The organism is Flavobacterium sp. Sr18 (genome assembly GCF_011064265.1).
Taxonomy (GTDB): domain Bacteria; phylum Bacteroidota; class Bacteroidia; order Flavobacteriales; family Flavobacteriaceae; genus Flavobacterium; species Flavobacterium petrolei.
Genome location: NZ_CP049329.1, coordinates 148,976 through 165,581, shown reverse-complemented (window position 1 = coordinate 165,581; position 16,606 = coordinate 148,976). Strand labels below are relative to the sequence as shown.

The window sequence follows — 16,606 nt, the reverse complement described above, 5'->3', positions numbered from 1 at the left end:
AAAGTATGCAAAGAATAAAGTCGAAATTTGACGCTTTCAGACAAAAAACGAATATCGTAATTTACGGAACCAATACAGCTTCCGGACGATTATTTGATCTGGTACTTTTAGGTGTTATTTTACTCAGCGTTATAATTGTCATGCTGGAAACTGTAAAAGGTTTCGATATTAAATACCATCACGAACTCATTATTTTAGAGTGGGTAATCACTGTGTTTTTTACTTTAGAATACATTCTGCGCATCATTTCAATCCAAAAACCTTGGAAATACATCTTTAGTTTCTATGGGATAATTGATTTGATTGCCACAATACCCATGTATTTTTCGCTGTTTTTTGTTGGAACCAGTGTCTTAACAGTGGTCAGAGCACTGAGATTATTGCGATTATTCAAAATTTTAAAACATCCACAGTTCTCCAGCCAATCTACACACCTCAAAGAAGCATTGATTGCCAGCAAAGGAAAAATATTGATTTTCATTTATTTCATGCTTATCAGCAGTATCATTATCGGCTCCGTAATGTATGTAGTCGAAGGAAAAGAAGGCGGTTTCACCAGTATTCCAATCAGTATTTACTGGACTATTGTCACGCTCACAACTGTCGGATATGGAGATATTTCGCCTATAACGCCACTGGGACAAGCCATCGCATCGGTAGTCATGATTATGGGTTACGGAATAATTGCCGTTCCTACCGGAATAGTTTCAGCTGAATTTACCAATAGCAACCGCAAAAAACCAAGATCTGAGAGAATCAATCCCTGTAATGCATGTGGCACAGAGGGACATGAATTTAATGCAAAATACTGTTTCCATTGCGGAGCAGCACTATAATTTATTAATTGGAAGCAATTCCAGCTGTATACTGCAACTCACCGTTATTTCAGTTGTTTTTCTAAGGCATAAAAGGAGCTTCCTCCAGTCGCTCTTTTACACCAAGAAAAACTAACTTCCATAACTCCGGGGTTTCCGTTTCCATCTGGGCTAAAAAAAATATGAAATACTTAATCACTATTGTCGGACCTACAGCTATCGGAAAAACTTCCCTAAGCATTGTTTTAGCCAATTATTTCAAATGCGATATTCTTTCCTGCGATAGCCGACAGTTTTTCAAGGAAATGACCATTGGAACAGCAGTTCCCAATGAATCAGAATTAGCTGCAGCAAATCATCATTTCATCCAAAACAAATCCATATTCGAAAACTATACCGTTGGCGATTTCGAGAAAGAAGCGATTGCAAAACTGGACGAATTATTTTTAAACAATGATTACGCGATTCTCGTTGGCGGTTCCGGATTGTACGTCGATGCTATTCTAAAAGGTTTTGATGAATTTCCGGAAATTGACGCTTCAGTTCGTACTGAAATAAATACAAATTATGAAAAATTAGGAATCGGATATTTACAGCAAAAACTCGAAGTTTTAGACCCTGATTATTTCAAAACTTTAGCCGCCGAAAATCCTCAAACTTTACAAAACCCGCAACGTATGATGCGTTTTGTAGAAGTATGTTTGGGTTCCGGAAAACCATATTCTTCTTTTTTAAATCAAAAGCAAAACAGTCGCACCTTCACTCCTATTTTAATAGGTTTGGAAGCCGATAGAAAGGTCATCTATAACCGAATCAATCAACGCGTTGACATTATGATGAACGAAGGCTTACTAGTGGAAGCCAAAACGTTATTTCCAAATAAAGAGTTGAATGCATTACAAACAGTGGGTTACCGCGAGTTATTCAGTTATTTTGATAGAGAAATTTCATTGGAATTTGCCATCGAAGAAATAAAGAAAAACACCCGACGGTTTTCTAAACGCCAACTGACTTGGTTCAAAAGAAACGAAAACACCAACTGGTTTGATTTTGAAACTCCGTATGAAACTATTGTTGAGTACATCAATTCAAAAAAGTAAACCAAAAATCAATATTTCTAAAATAGAAATTCATAATTCATAATTCATAATTATTTATATGCCTATCTCTCCAAATTTCACTTCCATATTAAGTAAAGACTGGGAAATCAATTTTACACAATGCGCGCCAAACGGCTTTTTAAAATATACTGACTTGTGTAATATGCTGCAATTGACGGCTGCTGCACATTCAGAAGTAGGCGGAATCAGTTTTACGGATATGCAGGAATATGACCAAGCTTGGGTTTTGAGCAGAATGCGTGTCGAGATAAACAAATTGCCAAAATGGGGTGATACGGTAACTGTAAAAACATGGATCAATTCCCTGGAAAACTCCCGTTCCGTTCGGGCGCTGGAAATGCACGTAAATGGCGAAAAAATTGTGGGTTCTGAGACTTTCTGGGCAGTTTTTAATACTAAAAAGCGTCGGCCGGAAGGATTGGCTTTACCGTTTGAACATTTTGAATTGTTTCCGGAAAAAAGAGCTACTCTTGAAGGTTTTTCTAAAATAAATTTCAATAATGAAAAGGAAATTGTTTTTGAAAAAAGCGTCTTTTTATCGGATTTAGATATTGTAAATCATGTCAATAATGTCAAATATTTAGAATGGTGTTTGGACTTAGTCGATGAAAAATTAATTCTCAATCAAAAAATTGAAAGTTTAGAAATGAATTTCTTAAAAGAATTATCACTAAAAGATAAAGTCATCATTCACGAAAGTATCACAGAAAAAGAAACCGTTTTTAGTATTACAAAAGAAGATAAAACGAGTTTTGCTCTACAATTGAACTGGAAATAAAACATAATATTTTGATCCAAAAAAAAGCCTCAATTTCTTGAGGCTTAAATCTATTTATTCTGCTACTTTGTTCTTCACCACTAATCTGAATCCTTCTCCGTGGATGTTCAAAATTTCTACATCTTCATCCAGTTTCAAATACTTTCTCAATTTAGCGATGTACACATCCATACTTCTTGAAGTAAAATAGTTGTCATCTCTCCAAATTTTTGTCAAGGCTAATTCTCTAGGCATCAAATCATTTTCGTGAAGAATCAACATTTTCAATAATTCATTCTCTTTTGGAGATAATTTTATTGGTTCTTCATTGTTAAACGTTAAAAAACGAAGTTTTGAATTCAAATGGAATTTTCCAATATTAAATTCAAACTGTACTTGTTCAGCTTTTGTATCTGATGATTTTCTTTGAATAATCGCTTTGATTTTCATCAACAATACTTCAGAATCAAAAGGTTTGTTTAAGTAATCGTCAGCACCTGCTTTATATCCTTTCAACACATCTTCTTTCATAGATTTTGCTGTTAAGAAAATGATAGGCACTTCATTATTTTTTTCTCTGATTTCTTTTGCTAAGGTATATCCATCTTTATAAGGCATCATAACATCCAGAATACATAAATCAAAAGTGTCTTTCTTGAATTTTTCAAATCCTTCCATTCCATTTTTCGCCAAAGTGACGTCAAAATCATTAAGCATTAAATAATCCTTTAAAACCGCACCAAAATTAAGGTCATCTTCGACTAAAAGTATTTTTTTATTTACATTTTCCATATTCTAATTTATTAATGGTAATTTTATAATGAAGGTACTCCCTTTTCCCTTTTCACTTTCTACATAAACTTGACCGTTATGGTCGTCAACAATTCTTTTTACATAGGCTAAACCTAATCCATGTCCTTTCACATTATGGATGTCACCGGTATGCTCTCTATAAAACTTTTCAAAAATTCTTTTTTGAGCAATTTTACTCATTCCCAAACCTTTATCTTTCACTTTAATAATAATCATGTCTTTGATATTTTCAGTAAAAATTTCAATTTCCGGAACGTTTGGAGAATATTTGATGGCATTCTCCAGGATATTCACAATAACATTGGTAAAATGAACATCATTAATTAAAACTGTGGTTCGTACTGCATTAAAATGACTTTTAATTGTACCTTCTCTATCCTCTAATATTAAATTTACATGCTCAATTGCATCGTTTATAATCTCATGAATATTATGTGATTCTTTGATAATATTTAATTCTTTCTTTTCTAATTTAGAAATACGAAGCACATTTTCTACTTGGGCGTGCATTCGTTTATTTTCATCCTTAATCATTTGAAGGTATCGCAATACCTTTTCTTTATCATCAATTATTTTTGGATTTCTGATGGCATCCAAAGCTAAATTAATTGTAGCAATGGGAGTTTTGAACTCGTGCGTCATGTTATTTATAAAATCATTCTTGATTTCAGAAATCTGTCTTTGACGAATTAATTGATTCAAAGCACTTGAATATGCAATAAGAATAATTAGTGTAAATATGATCGAAAGCACTGTTATGCTTACGAGTTCTGATAACAAAAATTTCTTTTTGTGAGGAAATGTAACTAGTAATTGGTATTTACTGTTCCCTTCATTATCAGTAAATATCGGGATAGAATAAGTAGCTTCTTTATTGTATTTAAATTCGTTTGATTTTACAGCAGTCGCTAAATTATTATTGTAAATACTAAATTCAAATTTTGTATTTACGCCGGATTCCTCTAATTCTTTTTTGATAAGTTTACTCAATGTTTCTTTGGAAACACGTTCTTGAATAGGCAGAACAGAGGCGAAATCTTTGTAAAAAATTTCAAATGAAGCGTTGTCTAAAACATCTAAATTACCTCTTTTTTCAACTCTAATATCAGGAATTAAACTTTGTGTTACCCCTGATTTATCAATAGAATTATTGTTGTAAACTTCTGTGACGCGTTTAGAACTAAAGCTCTTGAATTTCTCACTATCAAATTTTTTATCAAAGAACGTAGGCGAAATATTGTAATCTTCAGAAATTATACTATTTGAATATATGATTGTTTTATTCGTTCTCGGATTTTTTTGAACATAATAAAACTCTAATATATCATCCTTTTTGGGTACTTTTCCAGTACTATCTTTGTAATGATTTATTTTGTCATAAAAATTGTACGCTTCTTGCTTTTGAACCTTATCCGCCACATTACCAATCACTTGCTTAACATGGAATTTAAATTGCTCGTCATTATTTTTAAAAGAGGTATTAAACCAATACACCTGAACTAGAATAATCCCAATCAGGGATAAGCTCATTAATAAAACAAGTAATCTAAAAAAAAGTTTATTCATCGAAACAAATTTAGTATTTTAACAATATATTAAATAATAGATTAACCAAACATTAACACCTAAGTGTGTTTTTGTTTAATCTTTAAAATTTTAAGAATTTCATCAACTTCTCGTTTTGCAGCATCAAGAGCAATATTTTCAATTACAAAATCGCTTTTTGCAATTCGTTTTTCATCTGACCATTGCGCTTCCATTTTTTTCAAAACAAGTTCCCGAGTAGTTTTATCACGTTCAAGAACACGCTGTAGCCTTGTTTCTATTGGAGCTGTAACAGTTACAATTATATCACAGTCTTTATATCGTCCACTTTCAAATAAAATGGCCGCTTCGTAAATAATGTAAGGAAAAGTTTTATTTTCTATAAGCCAGAGTTCAAAATGTTTTTTTACTGCAGGATGAACAATACTGTTTAGTTTTTTTAGTTTTTCGGGATCGTTAAAAACAATTTTGGCCAGTTTTTCACGATTTAATATCCTGTTTTCAAAAATATCCTCTCCAAATGTATTTTTAATGGCGTTGATAATTTCTGGAGATTGCATAATTTCTCTCGCTTCATCATCAGCAATATAAACGGGAATCCCAAAGGATTTAAAATACTTTGCAATCGTAGTTTTTCCACTTCCGATGCCGCCAGTTAAACCAATTATTTTTGTCATATTACACTTTAAAGAATAATTCGGGAAAAGCTTCTTGAGGTTTTTGTTTTAAAATGATAATTTTATAATAGGATTTTATAAAACCTAAACCGTACCCGTAAAACTGTTTCCAAACTGCTATTAACGATAAATAGCCAATTTTAACGCTCTTATTCTGGTATGAAGACACCAAAAACAGTACCAAAAAGTAAATGAAATACAACTGAAGCAAATAATCAAAATTAAAAATCAACAGCAATACAATTGAAATGAAAAATCCAATGATGAAAACCGAAGGAAAGAAAAAAGTCAGTTTATTGTATTTTGGATACCAACTATTTAAAATTGGTCGTGCTTTTCCAAATTTATTCACCTGAATTGAAAACTTATCCCAATCGATTCTTCTCTTGTGATAAACATAAGCATTTGGGAAAAGTTTAGTTTCAAAACCTAAATTCCACAAGCGAATGGACAAATCCGGATCTTCTCCAGGATGGATATTTCCGAATCCTTTCGAGGCTTCAAAAGCTTTTCGTGACAATCCCATATTAAAACTTCGAGGCTGAAACTTATCAATTTTTTCAGAACCACCGCGGATTCCGCCCGTTGTTAAAAAAGAAGTCATTGCAAAATTAATTGCTTTCTGAATATCTGAAAAACTGTCCAAAGCTTTATCAGGTCCACCGAAACAATCGACGTAATTTTGTTTTAAAGCTTTATCAACTTCCAATAAATACTGCGTTGGAATAATACAATCCGAATCGAAAATGATAAAATAATCACCTCTTGCTTTTTGCATTCCATAATTCCTGGAGTCACCAGGTCCTGAATTTTGTTTATAGTAATACGAAATATCAAGTCGGTCTCCATATTTCTCGGCAACATCATTACATACTAAAGTAGATCCATCTTCTACTAATACAATTTCAAATATTTCTTTATAAGTAGTGTGAGACAAACTTTCTAAAAGCTCGTCAACTTCGTCAGGACGATTATAAACGGGTATAATAAGGGAAAAAAACATAAATATAGAATGTGGTATTAATGTGTATTTTTAGACTTAAAAAATTTTAACAAATGTAATCTTTATCCATAAAAAAACCATCAACTATTAATTGATGGTTTTGAAAATATTTTATTCAGTAATATGACTAGCCAATACTTTCGATGTTTACCACTTCGTTTGTTTCGGCTTTGTAATCTACTCCATCCACGTCAAATCCAAATAGATTGTAAAAATCTTTTCTATATCCTTCTAAATCTCCTATTTCAGCCAAATTTTCAGTAACAGCTTCAACCCATAATTTAGCCACTTTTTCCTGAACGTCAGGACGCATTTCTAAATCATCAATACGGATTCTTCCTTTTTCATCAACCGGAACTTCATTTCCGGTAAATAATCTTTCTTGGTACAAGCGCTGAATTTGTTCGATACATCCTTCATGAATTCCTTCCTCTTTCATGATTCTGTACAATAGCGAAATGTACAATGGAATAACCGGAATTGCAGAACTTGCTTGTGTTACTAATGCTTTATTTACTGAAACAAATGCTTTTCCGTCAATCGCAGCAAGACTGTCGGTAATGGCAAATGCAGTTGCTTCAAGATGATCTTTAGCACGACCAATAGTTCCTTTTCTATAAACTGCTTCTGTCAATGATGGTCCAATATAAGAATAAGCAACCGTTGTAGCGCCAGGAGCCAATAGGTTTTGAGCTTTCAATGCATCAATCCACATTGCCCAATCTTCACCGCCCATCACGGCAACTGTATTTTCAATATCGTCACCACTACAAGGCTCAATTGAAATTTCTGATACTTTACCGGAATGAAAATCAACGGTTTTATTCGTAAAAGTACTTCCGATTGGTTTCAGCGTAGAACGATGCAAAACTCCCGTAACGGGGTGCATACGTACAGGTGATGCTAAACTGTAGATTATCAAGTCTACTTGGCCTAAATCAGCTTTTATAAGATCTAATGTTTGTTGCTTTATTTCATTCGAAAATGCATCGCCATTGATACTTTTGGCATATAATCCTGCGTTGTGCGCTTCATGTTCAAAAGCAGCGGAATTATACCAACCTGGAGAAGCTGTTTTTCCTTCAGAAGGTGCTTTTTCAAAAAATACACCAATTGTAGCTGCATTTGAACCAAAAGCACTTGTAATACGTGAAGCCAAACCAAAACCGGTTGAAGCACCTATTACTAATACTTTCTTTGCACCTTCAATAGCTCCTTTTGATTTTATGTATTCGATTTGATTTTTAACATTTTGTTCGCATCCTTTTGGGTGTGATGTCGTACAAATAAATCCTCTCATTCTTGGTTCTATAATCATATTCTTGGTTATTCGTTTTTTATTTATTCGTCTAATCGTTTTATTGCTGATGCAAATATCTTGCTTTTATAAGGAAACAAATATAAAGTAAAATATTAGTTCAACAAGGCTTTCGCATGATTTAAGGCAGAATCAGAAACGATTGTTCCTGATAACATTTGCGCTATTTCAACTATTCTTTCCTCTTGATTTAATAGCTTCAATTCAGATTGCGTATCCTCACCAACCGTAGATTTGAACACTTTGAAATGTGCATTTCCTTTTGCCGCGATTTGCGGTAAATGCGTAATGGCAAAAATTTGCATCTCTTGGCTCATTTCCTTCATAATTTCGCCCATTCTGATGGCAATTTCTCCAGAAACACCTGTGTCAATCTCATCAAAAATCAACGTTGGTAATTTTGAATATTGTGCCAATATCGCCTTCACAGCTAGCATAATCCTTGACATTTCTCCGCCTGACGCCACTTTTTTCAACAATCCGAAATCAGTTCCTTTATTCGCTGAAAACAAAAACTGAAGTTCATCTTTTCCGTTTTGAAAATAGGTTTCAGTACTATTTATAGCAATATTAAAACGCACATTTGGCATTCCCAACGTTTCCAAAATGGTAATCAATTTCAGAGATAAAACTGGAACAGCGTCCACTCTATTGCTATGGATTGTTTCCGAAAAAGTATCTAACTCAACTGTTTTTTGTTCGATAGCAACAGTCAATGCCGAAATTTCCTCTTCCATATTACCCAATTCTAAAACTGAATTTTCCAGTTTAGCTTGAATTTCCAGTAATTCATCCACAGATAAAACCTGATGTTTCTTTTGCAAATTAAAAATAACCTGAAGCTTTTGACTGATTAAGTCCAATTGTTCCGGGTCGTTAATTAATTTTTCAGAACAACGATTCATTTCATTTGAAATATCATCAAACTCGATTGTTATGCTTGTAATTCGTTCTAATAAAGAATGATATTCATCTGAAAAAGGCGCGATTTTTTGTAATGAAACTTTAATTTCATTCAAATTATGTAGAACTCCTATTTGTTCTTCATTGGCTATAGCCAAAGATCTATCGATAGATTCCTTTATAATTTCTACATTATTCAACTTCTCAAAATCAGCTTCCAAAACTTCTTGTTCACCTGATTTTAATTGCGCTGCCAACAATTCATCCAGCAAAAAAGTATTGTATTCCTGCTCTTTCTTTGATTCGCTTTGTCTTTTAAGCAACGAATTCAATTTAGATTTATCAGATTTATAACTCTTCAAAACCGATTGATATCCTAGAATCGTATCTTTATTGGCTGCAATAGCATCTATAATATTGAACTGCACATTTTCATCTGAAAGTTCCTGTGTTTGCTGTTGCGAATGAATATCGATTAAAAACAAGCTCAATTCCTGCAGTTCTTGAAGGTTTACAGGACTGTCATTTATAAAAGCCCTTGATTTACCCGAAGGCAGAATTTCCCTCCTAATAATGGTTTCATTTTCATAATCCAGATCATTTTCCTCAAAGAAAGGCAACAAATTATATTTAGAGATTTCAAAATGAGCTTCGATGACACACTTTTCTTCCTTGTTCTTCAAAGAAGTTAAGTCGGCTCTTTTCCCTAAAACCAATCCTAATGCACCTAGAATTATTGATTTACCAGCACCCGTTTCTCCGGTAATTGTTGAAAAACCTTTTGAAAAATCGATACTCAATTTTTCTATTAAAGCATAGTTTTTTATCGAAAGTGACGTTATCATTTACTATATTATTTTTTGGAAGAATTTAAATTAAACTAAAATTGAAGACCAATTAATATTTAATAGAAACCCATTTACTTGAGTTCAAAGGAGAAATTTTATTCAGATTATCGACTAAATCTGAGATAGTAATATTAGGACCACCAGAAAAAATAGAGACTATTTCGTCTGATTTAGCATCAAAAAATACACGTGTTAAAAAGGCATTAGGTCTCGTTAGATTTAATTTTGCCAAATTAACCAAAGATCCTTTTATTTTTTCTTTCGAAGCTTTCAAATCCTGACTCATCAAGTCTAATCCAGTATGATAATCAAACATGGTTTGTCTAACTTGTTTGAATGTAGGAGATAAAATATCATTTATCAAAAAATAGCGGTTTTGATTTCCATCAGCTTGACTCCATCCTTTTGATCCGCCTTGTTGCGCAACGTTTGCAATATTTTGAGCGATTTCAAAATTTGGCGTTCCGGAATCAGCAACAAATGTTTCTGCATCCATTGCTAAAATTACATAACTGTAAAACGCAAGAACCGAAACTAAATTAGAATCGAACGTAGTTGGATTAAAAATCAGATTTTCAAATTCAACATATCTGAAATTAAAGTCTTTGTCATTAAAATTTAATACCGGTGACGCGTAGGACGAATTAAAAACCGGTCTGGAAGATTGTACTTGGATTGTGGCTGTAAATTGATCCGAACTATTTAAAGAAACAGTGATGTACATGGAACAATTAATCTTTTCACTTTGTTTAAGTACTTGACCTGTCCAATCTGTTTTATTTAAAAACTCGCTTATTGAGGTTTGTAAGGTTTTAAAAACTTGCTGATTTGTTGCGCTCAATCTTTGCGAATCTACGGTCACGACACAATTTAATTGTTGCGCTTGGGCAAAACCAAAAATAAAAAGCAGCAAAAAAGTAAGTATTCTATTCATCTGTAGATTTTTATTTTTATCAGTTTTGTATAAATCACAATTGTATGAGAATGCGATTACGACAATTATCGTTGAATCTCAAAATGCATCATTACTTTGTTCAGGATATCATCTGCAACTGCTTCTTTCGATTTTAATTCCATAGGTTCAATATGGAAAAATTTATCAATAAAAGTAACCTTATTAGTTGGTTTACCAAAACCAGCGCCTTGATCTTGCAATGAATTTAAAACTATCAAATCTAAGTTTTTTTTCTGAATTTTCAGCTTTGCATTTTCAATTTCATTTTCTGTTTCCAAAGCAAAACCAATAAGAAACTGATTTTTCTTTTGAACTCCCAATGAAGCCAAAATATCTTTCGTTTTTTCGAGTTCTATTACAAAATTATCAGCGGATTTCTTGATTTTTTGTGCTGCCACGTTTTTAGGCTTATAATCTGCAACGGCTGCGGCAGCAATTGCTACATCTGTGTCCGCATAAAATTGATGACAAGCAATATACATTTCTTCTGCTGAAACTACAGGTATAACATTGATCAATGGATTTGAAACCTTACAGTTTGTAGGTCCAGAAACCAAAATCACCGAAGCTCCCAGATTTGCCGCACTAATTGCGATATCAAAACCCATTTTTCCTGAAGAATGATTTCCTATAAAACGTACTGGATCTATTGCTTCGTAGGTAGGACCTGCCGTGATTAGTATTTTTTTTCCTTTTAGCGGCAATTTACTGTTTAAATCCTCTTCAATAAAAGCCACAATATTCTCAGGTTCAGCCATTCTGCCTTCACCAGATAATCCGCTAGCCAGCTCACCGCTTTCGGCTGGAATGATTGTATTCCCAAATTGTGTAAGAGAAGAAAAATTAGCTATCGTTGACGGATGTTTGTACATGTCTAAATCCATTGCCGGCGCGAAATATACCGGACATTTTGCCGATAAATACGTTGCTATCAAAAGATTATCACATGTACCACTTGTCATTTTAGACAAAGTATTTGCAGTTGCAGGAGCAATAACCATCAAATCAGCCCAAAGTGCTAATTCAACATGATTATTCCATTTTTCATTCTCATCGTCTTGATTGTAAAAACTGGAGTGTACCGGATTTTTAGATAACGTAGATAACGTAAGAGGAGTTACAAAATCCTTAGAAGCAGGTGTCATTATCACTTGGACATGTGCACCTGCTTTTATGAAAAGTCGTACTAATGAGGCTGTTTTATAGGCTGCAATTCCACCAGAAATTCCTAGTAAAATTTTCTTACCGCTTAAAACTGACATAGTACCTATTATTTATTTGAATCTCTGTGGTAGATTTTACCGTCTAACCATTCTTGAACCGCTAAAGCGTGTGGCTTAGGCAATTTCTCGTAAAATTTTGAAACCTCAATTTGCTCTTTGTTTTCAAAAACTTCTTCAAGACTGTCATTATATGTAGCAAATTCTTCTAATTTCTCTGTCAATTCTTTTTTAATTTCAGAATTGATTTGGTTTGCTCTTTTAGCCATAATGGTTATCGCTTCATACACATTACCAGTAGGTTCTTCAATAACATTTTTGTTATATGTTATTGTATTTACTGGAGCATTCGTCTTTTTTAAATCCATGACTTTATTTATTTAGTAAATTTTTGTAAATCTTTCTCTATTCGTGCTAACATTTCGTCAGCTACTTTTTTGTATTTAGTTTCAGCCTTAAATTTTATCAAATTTGATTGTGCAACTTTGGCAACATTTAATCGTTCTTCCATTTTTGTAGGAACACTATTGATGGCCAATTGATAGGCTGAATCTAATTTATAAAACAAAGCATCTTCTTTGTATGGAGTTCCCGGATAATCAGCAACAAAATTATCTAAAGCAACAATAGCCGATTTATAATCTGAAATTGTGTTATACCCTTTAGCATTCTCAAATACTTTTTTCTCAATTTTTTCACTCAATACATTCACTGCAGCATTGGCTTCTGTTAAATATTCCGAGTTTGGATAATTATCAATAAATGATTGTAATTTATCTAACGCTTTTGTGGTATCTGATTGATCTAAACTGTAAACGGATGACAACATGGAATAGCTTTTAGCTCCCAAATATGCCGATTCCTGCAATTTTTCACTTTTAGGATAACTAGAAACAAAACTTTCAAACTGGTATCCAGCTAAATAATATTGTTTTGTTTTGTAATACGATTGAGCAAACATGTAGAACAATTTTTCCGCTTGAGGTTTTCCTCTGTAAGCAGGGGCAATCTGTTCAAAAATACGAATCGCTTTGGTATATTTTCCAGAATCGTATAATTTAGTTGCCATCTCAAATTTAACAGCAACATCTTCGGTTTTTAATGCTTTTTGGTATTCGTTACAAGAACTGAACACAACTAAAAGAAGCAATAGAGATAATATTTTTTTCATTTTTTTACTTTTTTTATGATTTCTTGGTTGAAACAACCTATAAAATCATACCGAAGTTTCGGTGGCAAATTTAGTTATTAATTTAGCGACTTCAAAATATATTTTTGGTTTAAAAAAAGACCCTTTCTTTACCCTTGCTTATTGATTTTTTTGACAAACTCATCAATCCTAGTAGCCAGAGAATCATCTACTTTTACCAATGGCAAACGCACGGTATTTTCTGAAATTCCCAGTGATAGAAACACTTCTTTGATTCCGGCTGGATTTCCCTGTTCAAAAATCATATCAATACAATCCGCTAAAAGGTATTGCGTTTTGAAAGCTTCATCCACTTTTCTGTTTAACCCTAAACGGATCATTTCAGAAAATTCTTTTGGAAAACCTTGCCCAATAACTGAAATTACGCCTGCTCCACCTGCTAAAACCATTGGTAATGCAATCATGTCATCGCCTGAAATCACCAGAAAATCTTTAGGTTTATTTTTTAATAATTGCATTGCTTGAACAAGATCTCCTGCCGCTTCTTTTATAGCTACAATATTTTCAAAATCGTTAGCCAAACGCAAAACAGTTGTAGGCAACATATTACTTGCCGTTCTTCCCGGAACATTATACAGTATTACCGGAATTGGAGAAGCTTCAGCAACTGCTTTGAAATGTTGGTAAATCCCTTCCTGTGTAGGTTTATTATAATATGGTGAAACAGAAAGTATCGCCGCAAACGCTGATAAATCTCTAGTTTTTAACTCTTCAACAACTTTTAATGTATTATTACCTCCAACTCCCAAAACCAATGGTAACGCACCATTATTAGCTTCAATTACAGTACGTATAACCAATTCTTTTTCCTCTGGAGACAAAGTTGCATTTTCTGCAGTGGTACCCAAAACTACCAGATATTCAATTCCTCCATCGACAGAAAAATTCACGATCCTTTTTAGTGCCTCGGTGTCAACTGAAAAATCTTGTTTAAAAGGGGTTACTAGAGCAACACCAGTTCCTATTAATGATTGCATATTATATTTATATTTTGTTTAATAATTTTAAATATTTGAATAACTCACTTGTAAAAATACTATAATTATTGACTTCAGTTTTAATCATAAAATGATTTAACCTTTTGTCTATGGATGAAAAACCTACTTTGAAATGTGCTTTTGAATTATTCGTAATTTGCATTAGAATTGCTTTTTCTAAATCGTAATAACTGATTAGCAAATCGAATTTTTCTTTCACAAAATCATTTACATCAGCTGATGAAAATTTTCCGTTCCAATTGAGATGTCTGTCACTAAATGTAGGATGAATTTCTGCTTCACTTTTTTTTAATTTCTCGTAATAAACAATCGTTTTTATATTTTCCGGAAGAATTCCCCACGATAACAATTCTTTAATCAGTGATTCTGTATTATTAAAATCAGAAGCATCAACCACTAAACCAATCGATTTGACAGGATCAACGGTGAAATTATTTTTCAAATTTTGCAAGCTGTTTTTTAATATTTTTTTCAGAAAAAAATTCTTCATATAATTTAAAAACATAGTACTTTTACTTGATTACAAAATTAATTAATTAAGTCGCATTTAAAATGGTAAATCTAAAAAAGTATAACGACGTTTCTAAACTTTTTGTTATATTCTTAACATTTTTATTTGTTGCCTCTTGCAGCAAACAAAATTACTACGTCACTAAAATTGAAGGGAAACGGATTCCTATTACTGAAAAGGAAAATCAAGTACCTGCAATTGAAAATTTTATAAAACCGTATCGGGAACATATCAACAAAGATTTAGATAGCGTTTTAGCGTATAGCCCGGAAACATTAGATAAAAGTACCGGTAAATGGCAAACAACAATTGGCAACTTGATGGCCGATGTTACTTTAATGAGAGGGAATCTTGTATTTCAAGCCAGAGAAAAAAAGAAAATTGATATTTGTTTACTTAACAGCGGCGGAATTCGTTCTATACTTCCTAAAGGAAATGTAACAGCCAGAACTGCTTTTGAAATCATGCCTTTTGAAAACAGCTTAGTTGTTATTGCTTTAAAAGGTGAACAAATTTTTGAAATGGTCGACTTTTTTATTGCTGAAAAGAAACCACATCCATTATCAGGTGTAACTTTTACAATAGATAAAAATAATGTTGCCAAAAACATTTTAGTTCAAGGGAAACCTGTTCAAAAAGAGACCATTTATTATGTGGGAACTAATGATTATTTGTCTAATGGTGGAGATAATATGAATTTCTTCAAAAAAGGAGTTCAGAAATTTGATTTAGAATACAAACTTCGAAATATTCTGATTGATTATTTTAAAGAAGTGGATACTATTCCTGTGATAAAAGATGTTAGAATCACGGTTGAATAAGTAATTCGAATTTAGAGAACAAAATAGTTTTAGAAAACGGAAAGCCCTAGCCCTGATTGCAGCGGCATCCCACGCTTTTTTTGCGTGGATATAGCGAAAAGCGGGAAATAGCTCCAAAAAAATATAAAATGAAGAGAAGAGAATTTATAGAGAAAACAGCTGCTGGTTCAGCATTAATAGGTTTAGGTGTGTCATTGAGCAGTTTTGAGTCATCAAAAACCAGACAACTTACCGTTTTACACACTAATGATGTACACAGTTATATTGATCCTTTCCCGGCGGATCATCCCAGAAATGCAAATATGGGTGGTGTGGCAAGAAGAGCGGCATTGATTGAAACGATCCGGAAAGAAAATCCAAACGTATTACTGTTGGATGCCGGTGATATTTTTCAGGGAACGCCTTATTTTAATTACTACGGTGGAGAATTAGAATTCAAATTGATGAGTATGATGCAATATGATGCGTCTACAATAGGAAATCATGATTTTGATAACGGTGTTGAAGGTTTGCATGCACAAATGCCACACGCTAAATTTGAGTTCATATCTGCCAATTACGATTTTAAAAATACCGTGATGGATGGTTTTGTAAAGCCGTATAAAATATTTCATAAAAACGGAATAAAAGTTGGTGTTTTTGGGCTTGGAATAGAGCTTGCAGGATTAGTTGACAAAGGAATGTACAAGGAAACCGTCTACAATGATCCTGTGGAAACGGCTCAAGATATGGTCCGAATTTTAAAGAAAGAACAGCAATGTGATATCGTAATTTGTTTGTCACATTTAGGATACAAATACAGAGACGAGCCTGCTAAAATTTGTGATTTAAAATTAGCCGAACTGACTCAAGATATAGATTTGATTATTGGTGGTCATACGCACACGTTCTTAGACAAACCAACTGTCACAAAAAACCTTGTAGGCAAAGAAGTTTTAGTAAATCAAGTAGGTTGCTACGGTATTAATTTAGGAAGAATAGATTTTTATGTAGACAATAATAAAGCTAAAGCATTTGAAGGAAAATCGATTATAGTGTAGCTATAATCGATTTTTTTATAAAATCAAAAATCGTTTCACACTCATGATTTT

Annotated in this window: 17 protein-coding genes; 5 read left to right on the top strand and 12 right to left on the bottom strand. The window is 33.0% G+C overall.

The annotated features are described in order from the left end of the window. Nucleotides 1-5: 5 nt before the first annotated feature. From G7A72_RS00805 to G7A72_RS00795, 3 genes are all read left to right on the top strand, one after another. Complete coding sequence (locus tag G7A72_RS00805; RefSeq protein ID WP_165151055.1) at nt 6-836, top strand: ion transporter; 831 nt, start codon at nt 6-8, stop codon at nt 834-836. A gap of 161 nt (nt 837-997) precedes the next feature. Further along, complete coding sequence (miaA, locus tag G7A72_RS00800) at nt 998-1,915, top strand: tRNA (adenosine(37)-N6)-dimethylallyltransferase MiaA (protein WP_165151054.1); 918 nt, start codon at nt 998-1,000, stop codon at nt 1,913-1,915. Nucleotides 1,916-1,973: 58 nt separating this feature from the next. Further along, on the top strand, nt 1,974-2,714 hold the full coding sequence (locus tag G7A72_RS00795; protein WP_165151053.1) for an acyl-[acyl-carrier-protein] thioesterase: 741 nt from the start codon (nt 1,974-1,976) through the stop codon (nt 2,712-2,714). Nucleotides 2,715-2,768: 54 nt separating this feature from the next. Here the strand turns inward: G7A72_RS00795 and G7A72_RS00790 are convergent, their stop codons facing one another. The 12 genes from G7A72_RS00790 to G7A72_RS00735 all read right to left on the bottom strand — a co-directional run bounded on the left by G7A72_RS00790 (nt 2,769) and on the right by G7A72_RS00735 (nt 14,673). Further along, complete coding sequence (locus G7A72_RS00790) at nt 2,769-3,485, bottom strand: response regulator transcription factor (RefSeq protein WP_113634522.1); 717 nt, start codon at nt 3,483-3,485, stop codon at nt 2,769-2,771. 3 nt (nt 3,486-3,488) lie between these two features. After that, the gene (locus tag G7A72_RS00785) at nt 3,489-5,072 is read right to left on the bottom strand and encodes a sensor histidine kinase KdpD (protein ID WP_165151052.1); all 1,584 of its coding nucleotides are present in this window, start codon (nt 5,070-5,072) and stop codon (nt 3,489-3,491) included. A 59-nt stretch (nt 5,073-5,131) separates the two neighbouring features. Next, entirely contained in the window at nt 5,132-5,728 is a 597-nt protein-coding gene (coaE, locus tag G7A72_RS00780; protein ID WP_165151051.1) for a dephospho-CoA kinase, read from the bottom strand. Nucleotide 5,729: 1 nt separating this feature from the next. Then, the gene (locus G7A72_RS00775; RefSeq protein WP_165151050.1) at nt 5,730-6,731 is read right to left on the bottom strand and encodes a glycosyltransferase family 2 protein; all 1,002 of its coding nucleotides are present in this window, start codon (nt 6,729-6,731) and stop codon (nt 5,730-5,732) included. 127 nt (nt 6,732-6,858) lie between these two features. Continuing rightward, on the bottom strand, nt 6,859-8,049 hold the full coding sequence (gene fabV / locus G7A72_RS00770) for an enoyl-ACP reductase FabV (RefSeq protein WP_113665966.1): 1,191 nt from the start codon (nt 8,047-8,049) through the stop codon (nt 6,859-6,861). Nucleotides 8,050-8,144: 95 nt separating this feature from the next. After that, nucleotides 8,145-9,797 carry a DNA repair protein RecN gene (recN, locus tag G7A72_RS00765; protein ID WP_165151049.1) on the bottom strand — a complete coding sequence of 551 codons (1,653 nt, stop codon included), beginning with the start codon at nt 9,795-9,797 and terminating at the stop codon, nt 8,145-8,147. A 52-nt stretch (nt 9,798-9,849) separates the two neighbouring features. After that, a complete protein-coding gene (locus G7A72_RS00760; RefSeq protein ID WP_165151048.1) occupies nt 9,850-10,734 on the bottom strand; it encodes a DUF4835 family protein in 885 nt (294 codons plus the stop codon). A 65-nt stretch (nt 10,735-10,799) separates the two neighbouring features. Further along, nucleotides 10,800-12,017: a bifunctional phosphopantothenoylcysteine decarboxylase/phosphopantothenate--cysteine ligase CoaBC gene (gene coaBC / locus G7A72_RS00755; RefSeq protein WP_165151047.1), complete on the bottom strand. Its 1,218-nt coding sequence runs from the start codon at nt 12,015-12,017 to the stop codon at nt 10,800-10,802. An 8-nt stretch (nt 12,018-12,025) separates the two neighbouring features. Further along, the gene (locus tag G7A72_RS00750) at nt 12,026-12,343 is read right to left on the bottom strand and encodes a DNA-directed RNA polymerase subunit omega (RefSeq protein ID WP_035671643.1); all 318 of its coding nucleotides are present in this window, start codon (nt 12,341-12,343) and stop codon (nt 12,026-12,028) included. Between the two features lie 8 nt (nt 12,344-12,351). Continuing rightward, complete coding sequence (locus tag G7A72_RS00745; RefSeq protein WP_165151046.1) at nt 12,352-13,146, bottom strand: outer membrane protein assembly factor BamD; 795 nt, start codon at nt 13,144-13,146, stop codon at nt 12,352-12,354. A 128-nt stretch (nt 13,147-13,274) separates the two neighbouring features. Beyond that, nucleotides 13,275-14,162, bottom strand: coding sequence for a 4-hydroxy-tetrahydrodipicolinate synthase (gene dapA, locus G7A72_RS00740; RefSeq protein WP_165151045.1), 888 nt, complete (start codon nt 14,160-14,162; stop codon nt 13,275-13,277). Nucleotides 14,163-14,169: 7 nt separating this feature from the next. Next, complete coding sequence (locus G7A72_RS00735; RefSeq protein ID WP_241258556.1) at nt 14,170-14,673, bottom strand: hypothetical protein; 504 nt, start codon at nt 14,671-14,673, stop codon at nt 14,170-14,172. 62 nt (nt 14,674-14,735) lie between these two features. Between G7A72_RS00735 and G7A72_RS00730 the strand changes: the two genes are divergently transcribed. After that, nucleotides 14,736-15,515, top strand: coding sequence for a 5'-nucleotidase C-terminal domain-containing protein (locus tag G7A72_RS00730; protein ID WP_165151043.1), 780 nt, complete (start codon nt 14,736-14,738; stop codon nt 15,513-15,515). A 128-nt stretch (nt 15,516-15,643) separates the two neighbouring features. Further along, nucleotides 15,644-16,555, top strand: coding sequence for a bifunctional UDP-sugar hydrolase/5'-nucleotidase (locus tag G7A72_RS00725; protein ID WP_165151042.1), 912 nt, complete (start codon nt 15,644-15,646; stop codon nt 16,553-16,555). Nucleotides 16,556-16,606 lie beyond the last annotated feature (51 nt).

Bases quoted from the DNA above. Each gene is read 5' to 3' on its own strand.
- G7A72_RS00805 (WP_165151055.1), top strand. From the start codon at position 6: ATGCAAAGAATAAAGTCGAAATTTGACGCTTTCAGACAAAAAACGAAT.
- miaA (WP_165151054.1), top strand. From the start codon at position 998: ATGAAATACTTAATCACTATTGTCGGACCTACAGCTATCGGAAAAACT.
- G7A72_RS00795 (WP_165151053.1), top strand. From the start codon at position 1,974: ATGCCTATCTCTCCAAATTTCACTTCCATATTAAGTAAAGACTGGGAA.
- G7A72_RS00790 (WP_113634522.1), bottom strand. From the start codon at position 3,485: ATGGAAAATGTAAATAAAAAAATACTTTTAGTCGAAGATGACCTTAAT.
- G7A72_RS00785 (WP_165151052.1), bottom strand. From the start codon at position 5,072: ATGAATAAACTTTTTTTTAGATTACTTGTTTTATTAATGAGCTTATCC.
- coaE (WP_165151051.1), bottom strand. From the start codon at position 5,728: ATGACAAAAATAATTGGTTTAACTGGCGGCATCGGAAGTGGAAAAACT.
- G7A72_RS00775 (WP_165151050.1), bottom strand. From the start codon at position 6,731: ATGTTTTTTTCCCTTATTATACCCGTTTATAATCGTCCTGACGAAGTT.
- fabV (WP_113665966.1), bottom strand. From the start codon at position 8,049: ATGATTATAGAACCAAGAATGAGAGGATTTATTTGTACGACATCACAC.
- recN (WP_165151049.1), bottom strand. From the start codon at position 9,797: ATGATAACGTCACTTTCGATAAAAAACTATGCTTTAATAGAAAAATTG.
- G7A72_RS00760 (WP_165151048.1), bottom strand. From the start codon at position 10,734: ATGAATAGAATACTTACTTTTTTGCTGCTTTTTATTTTTGGTTTTGCC.
- coaBC (WP_165151047.1), bottom strand. From the start codon at position 12,017: ATGTCAGTTTTAAGCGGTAAGAAAATTTTACTAGGAATTTCTGGTGGA.
- G7A72_RS00750 (WP_035671643.1), bottom strand. From the start codon at position 12,343: ATGGATTTAAAAAAGACGAATGCTCCAGTAAATACAATAACATATAAC.
- G7A72_RS00745 (WP_165151046.1), bottom strand. From the start codon at position 13,146: ATGAAAAAAATATTATCTCTATTGCTTCTTTTAGTTGTGTTCAGTTCT.
- dapA (WP_165151045.1), bottom strand. From the start codon at position 14,162: ATGCAATCATTAATAGGAACTGGTGTTGCTCTAGTAACCCCTTTTAAA.
- G7A72_RS00735 (WP_241258556.1), bottom strand. From the start codon at position 14,673: ATGAAGAATTTTTTTCTGAAAAAAATATTAAAAAACAGCTTGCAAAAT.
- G7A72_RS00730 (WP_165151043.1), top strand. From the start codon at position 14,736: ATGGTAAATCTAAAAAAGTATAACGACGTTTCTAAACTTTTTGTTATA.
- G7A72_RS00725 (WP_165151042.1), top strand. From the start codon at position 15,644: ATGAAGAGAAGAGAATTTATAGAGAAAACAGCTGCTGGTTCAGCATTA.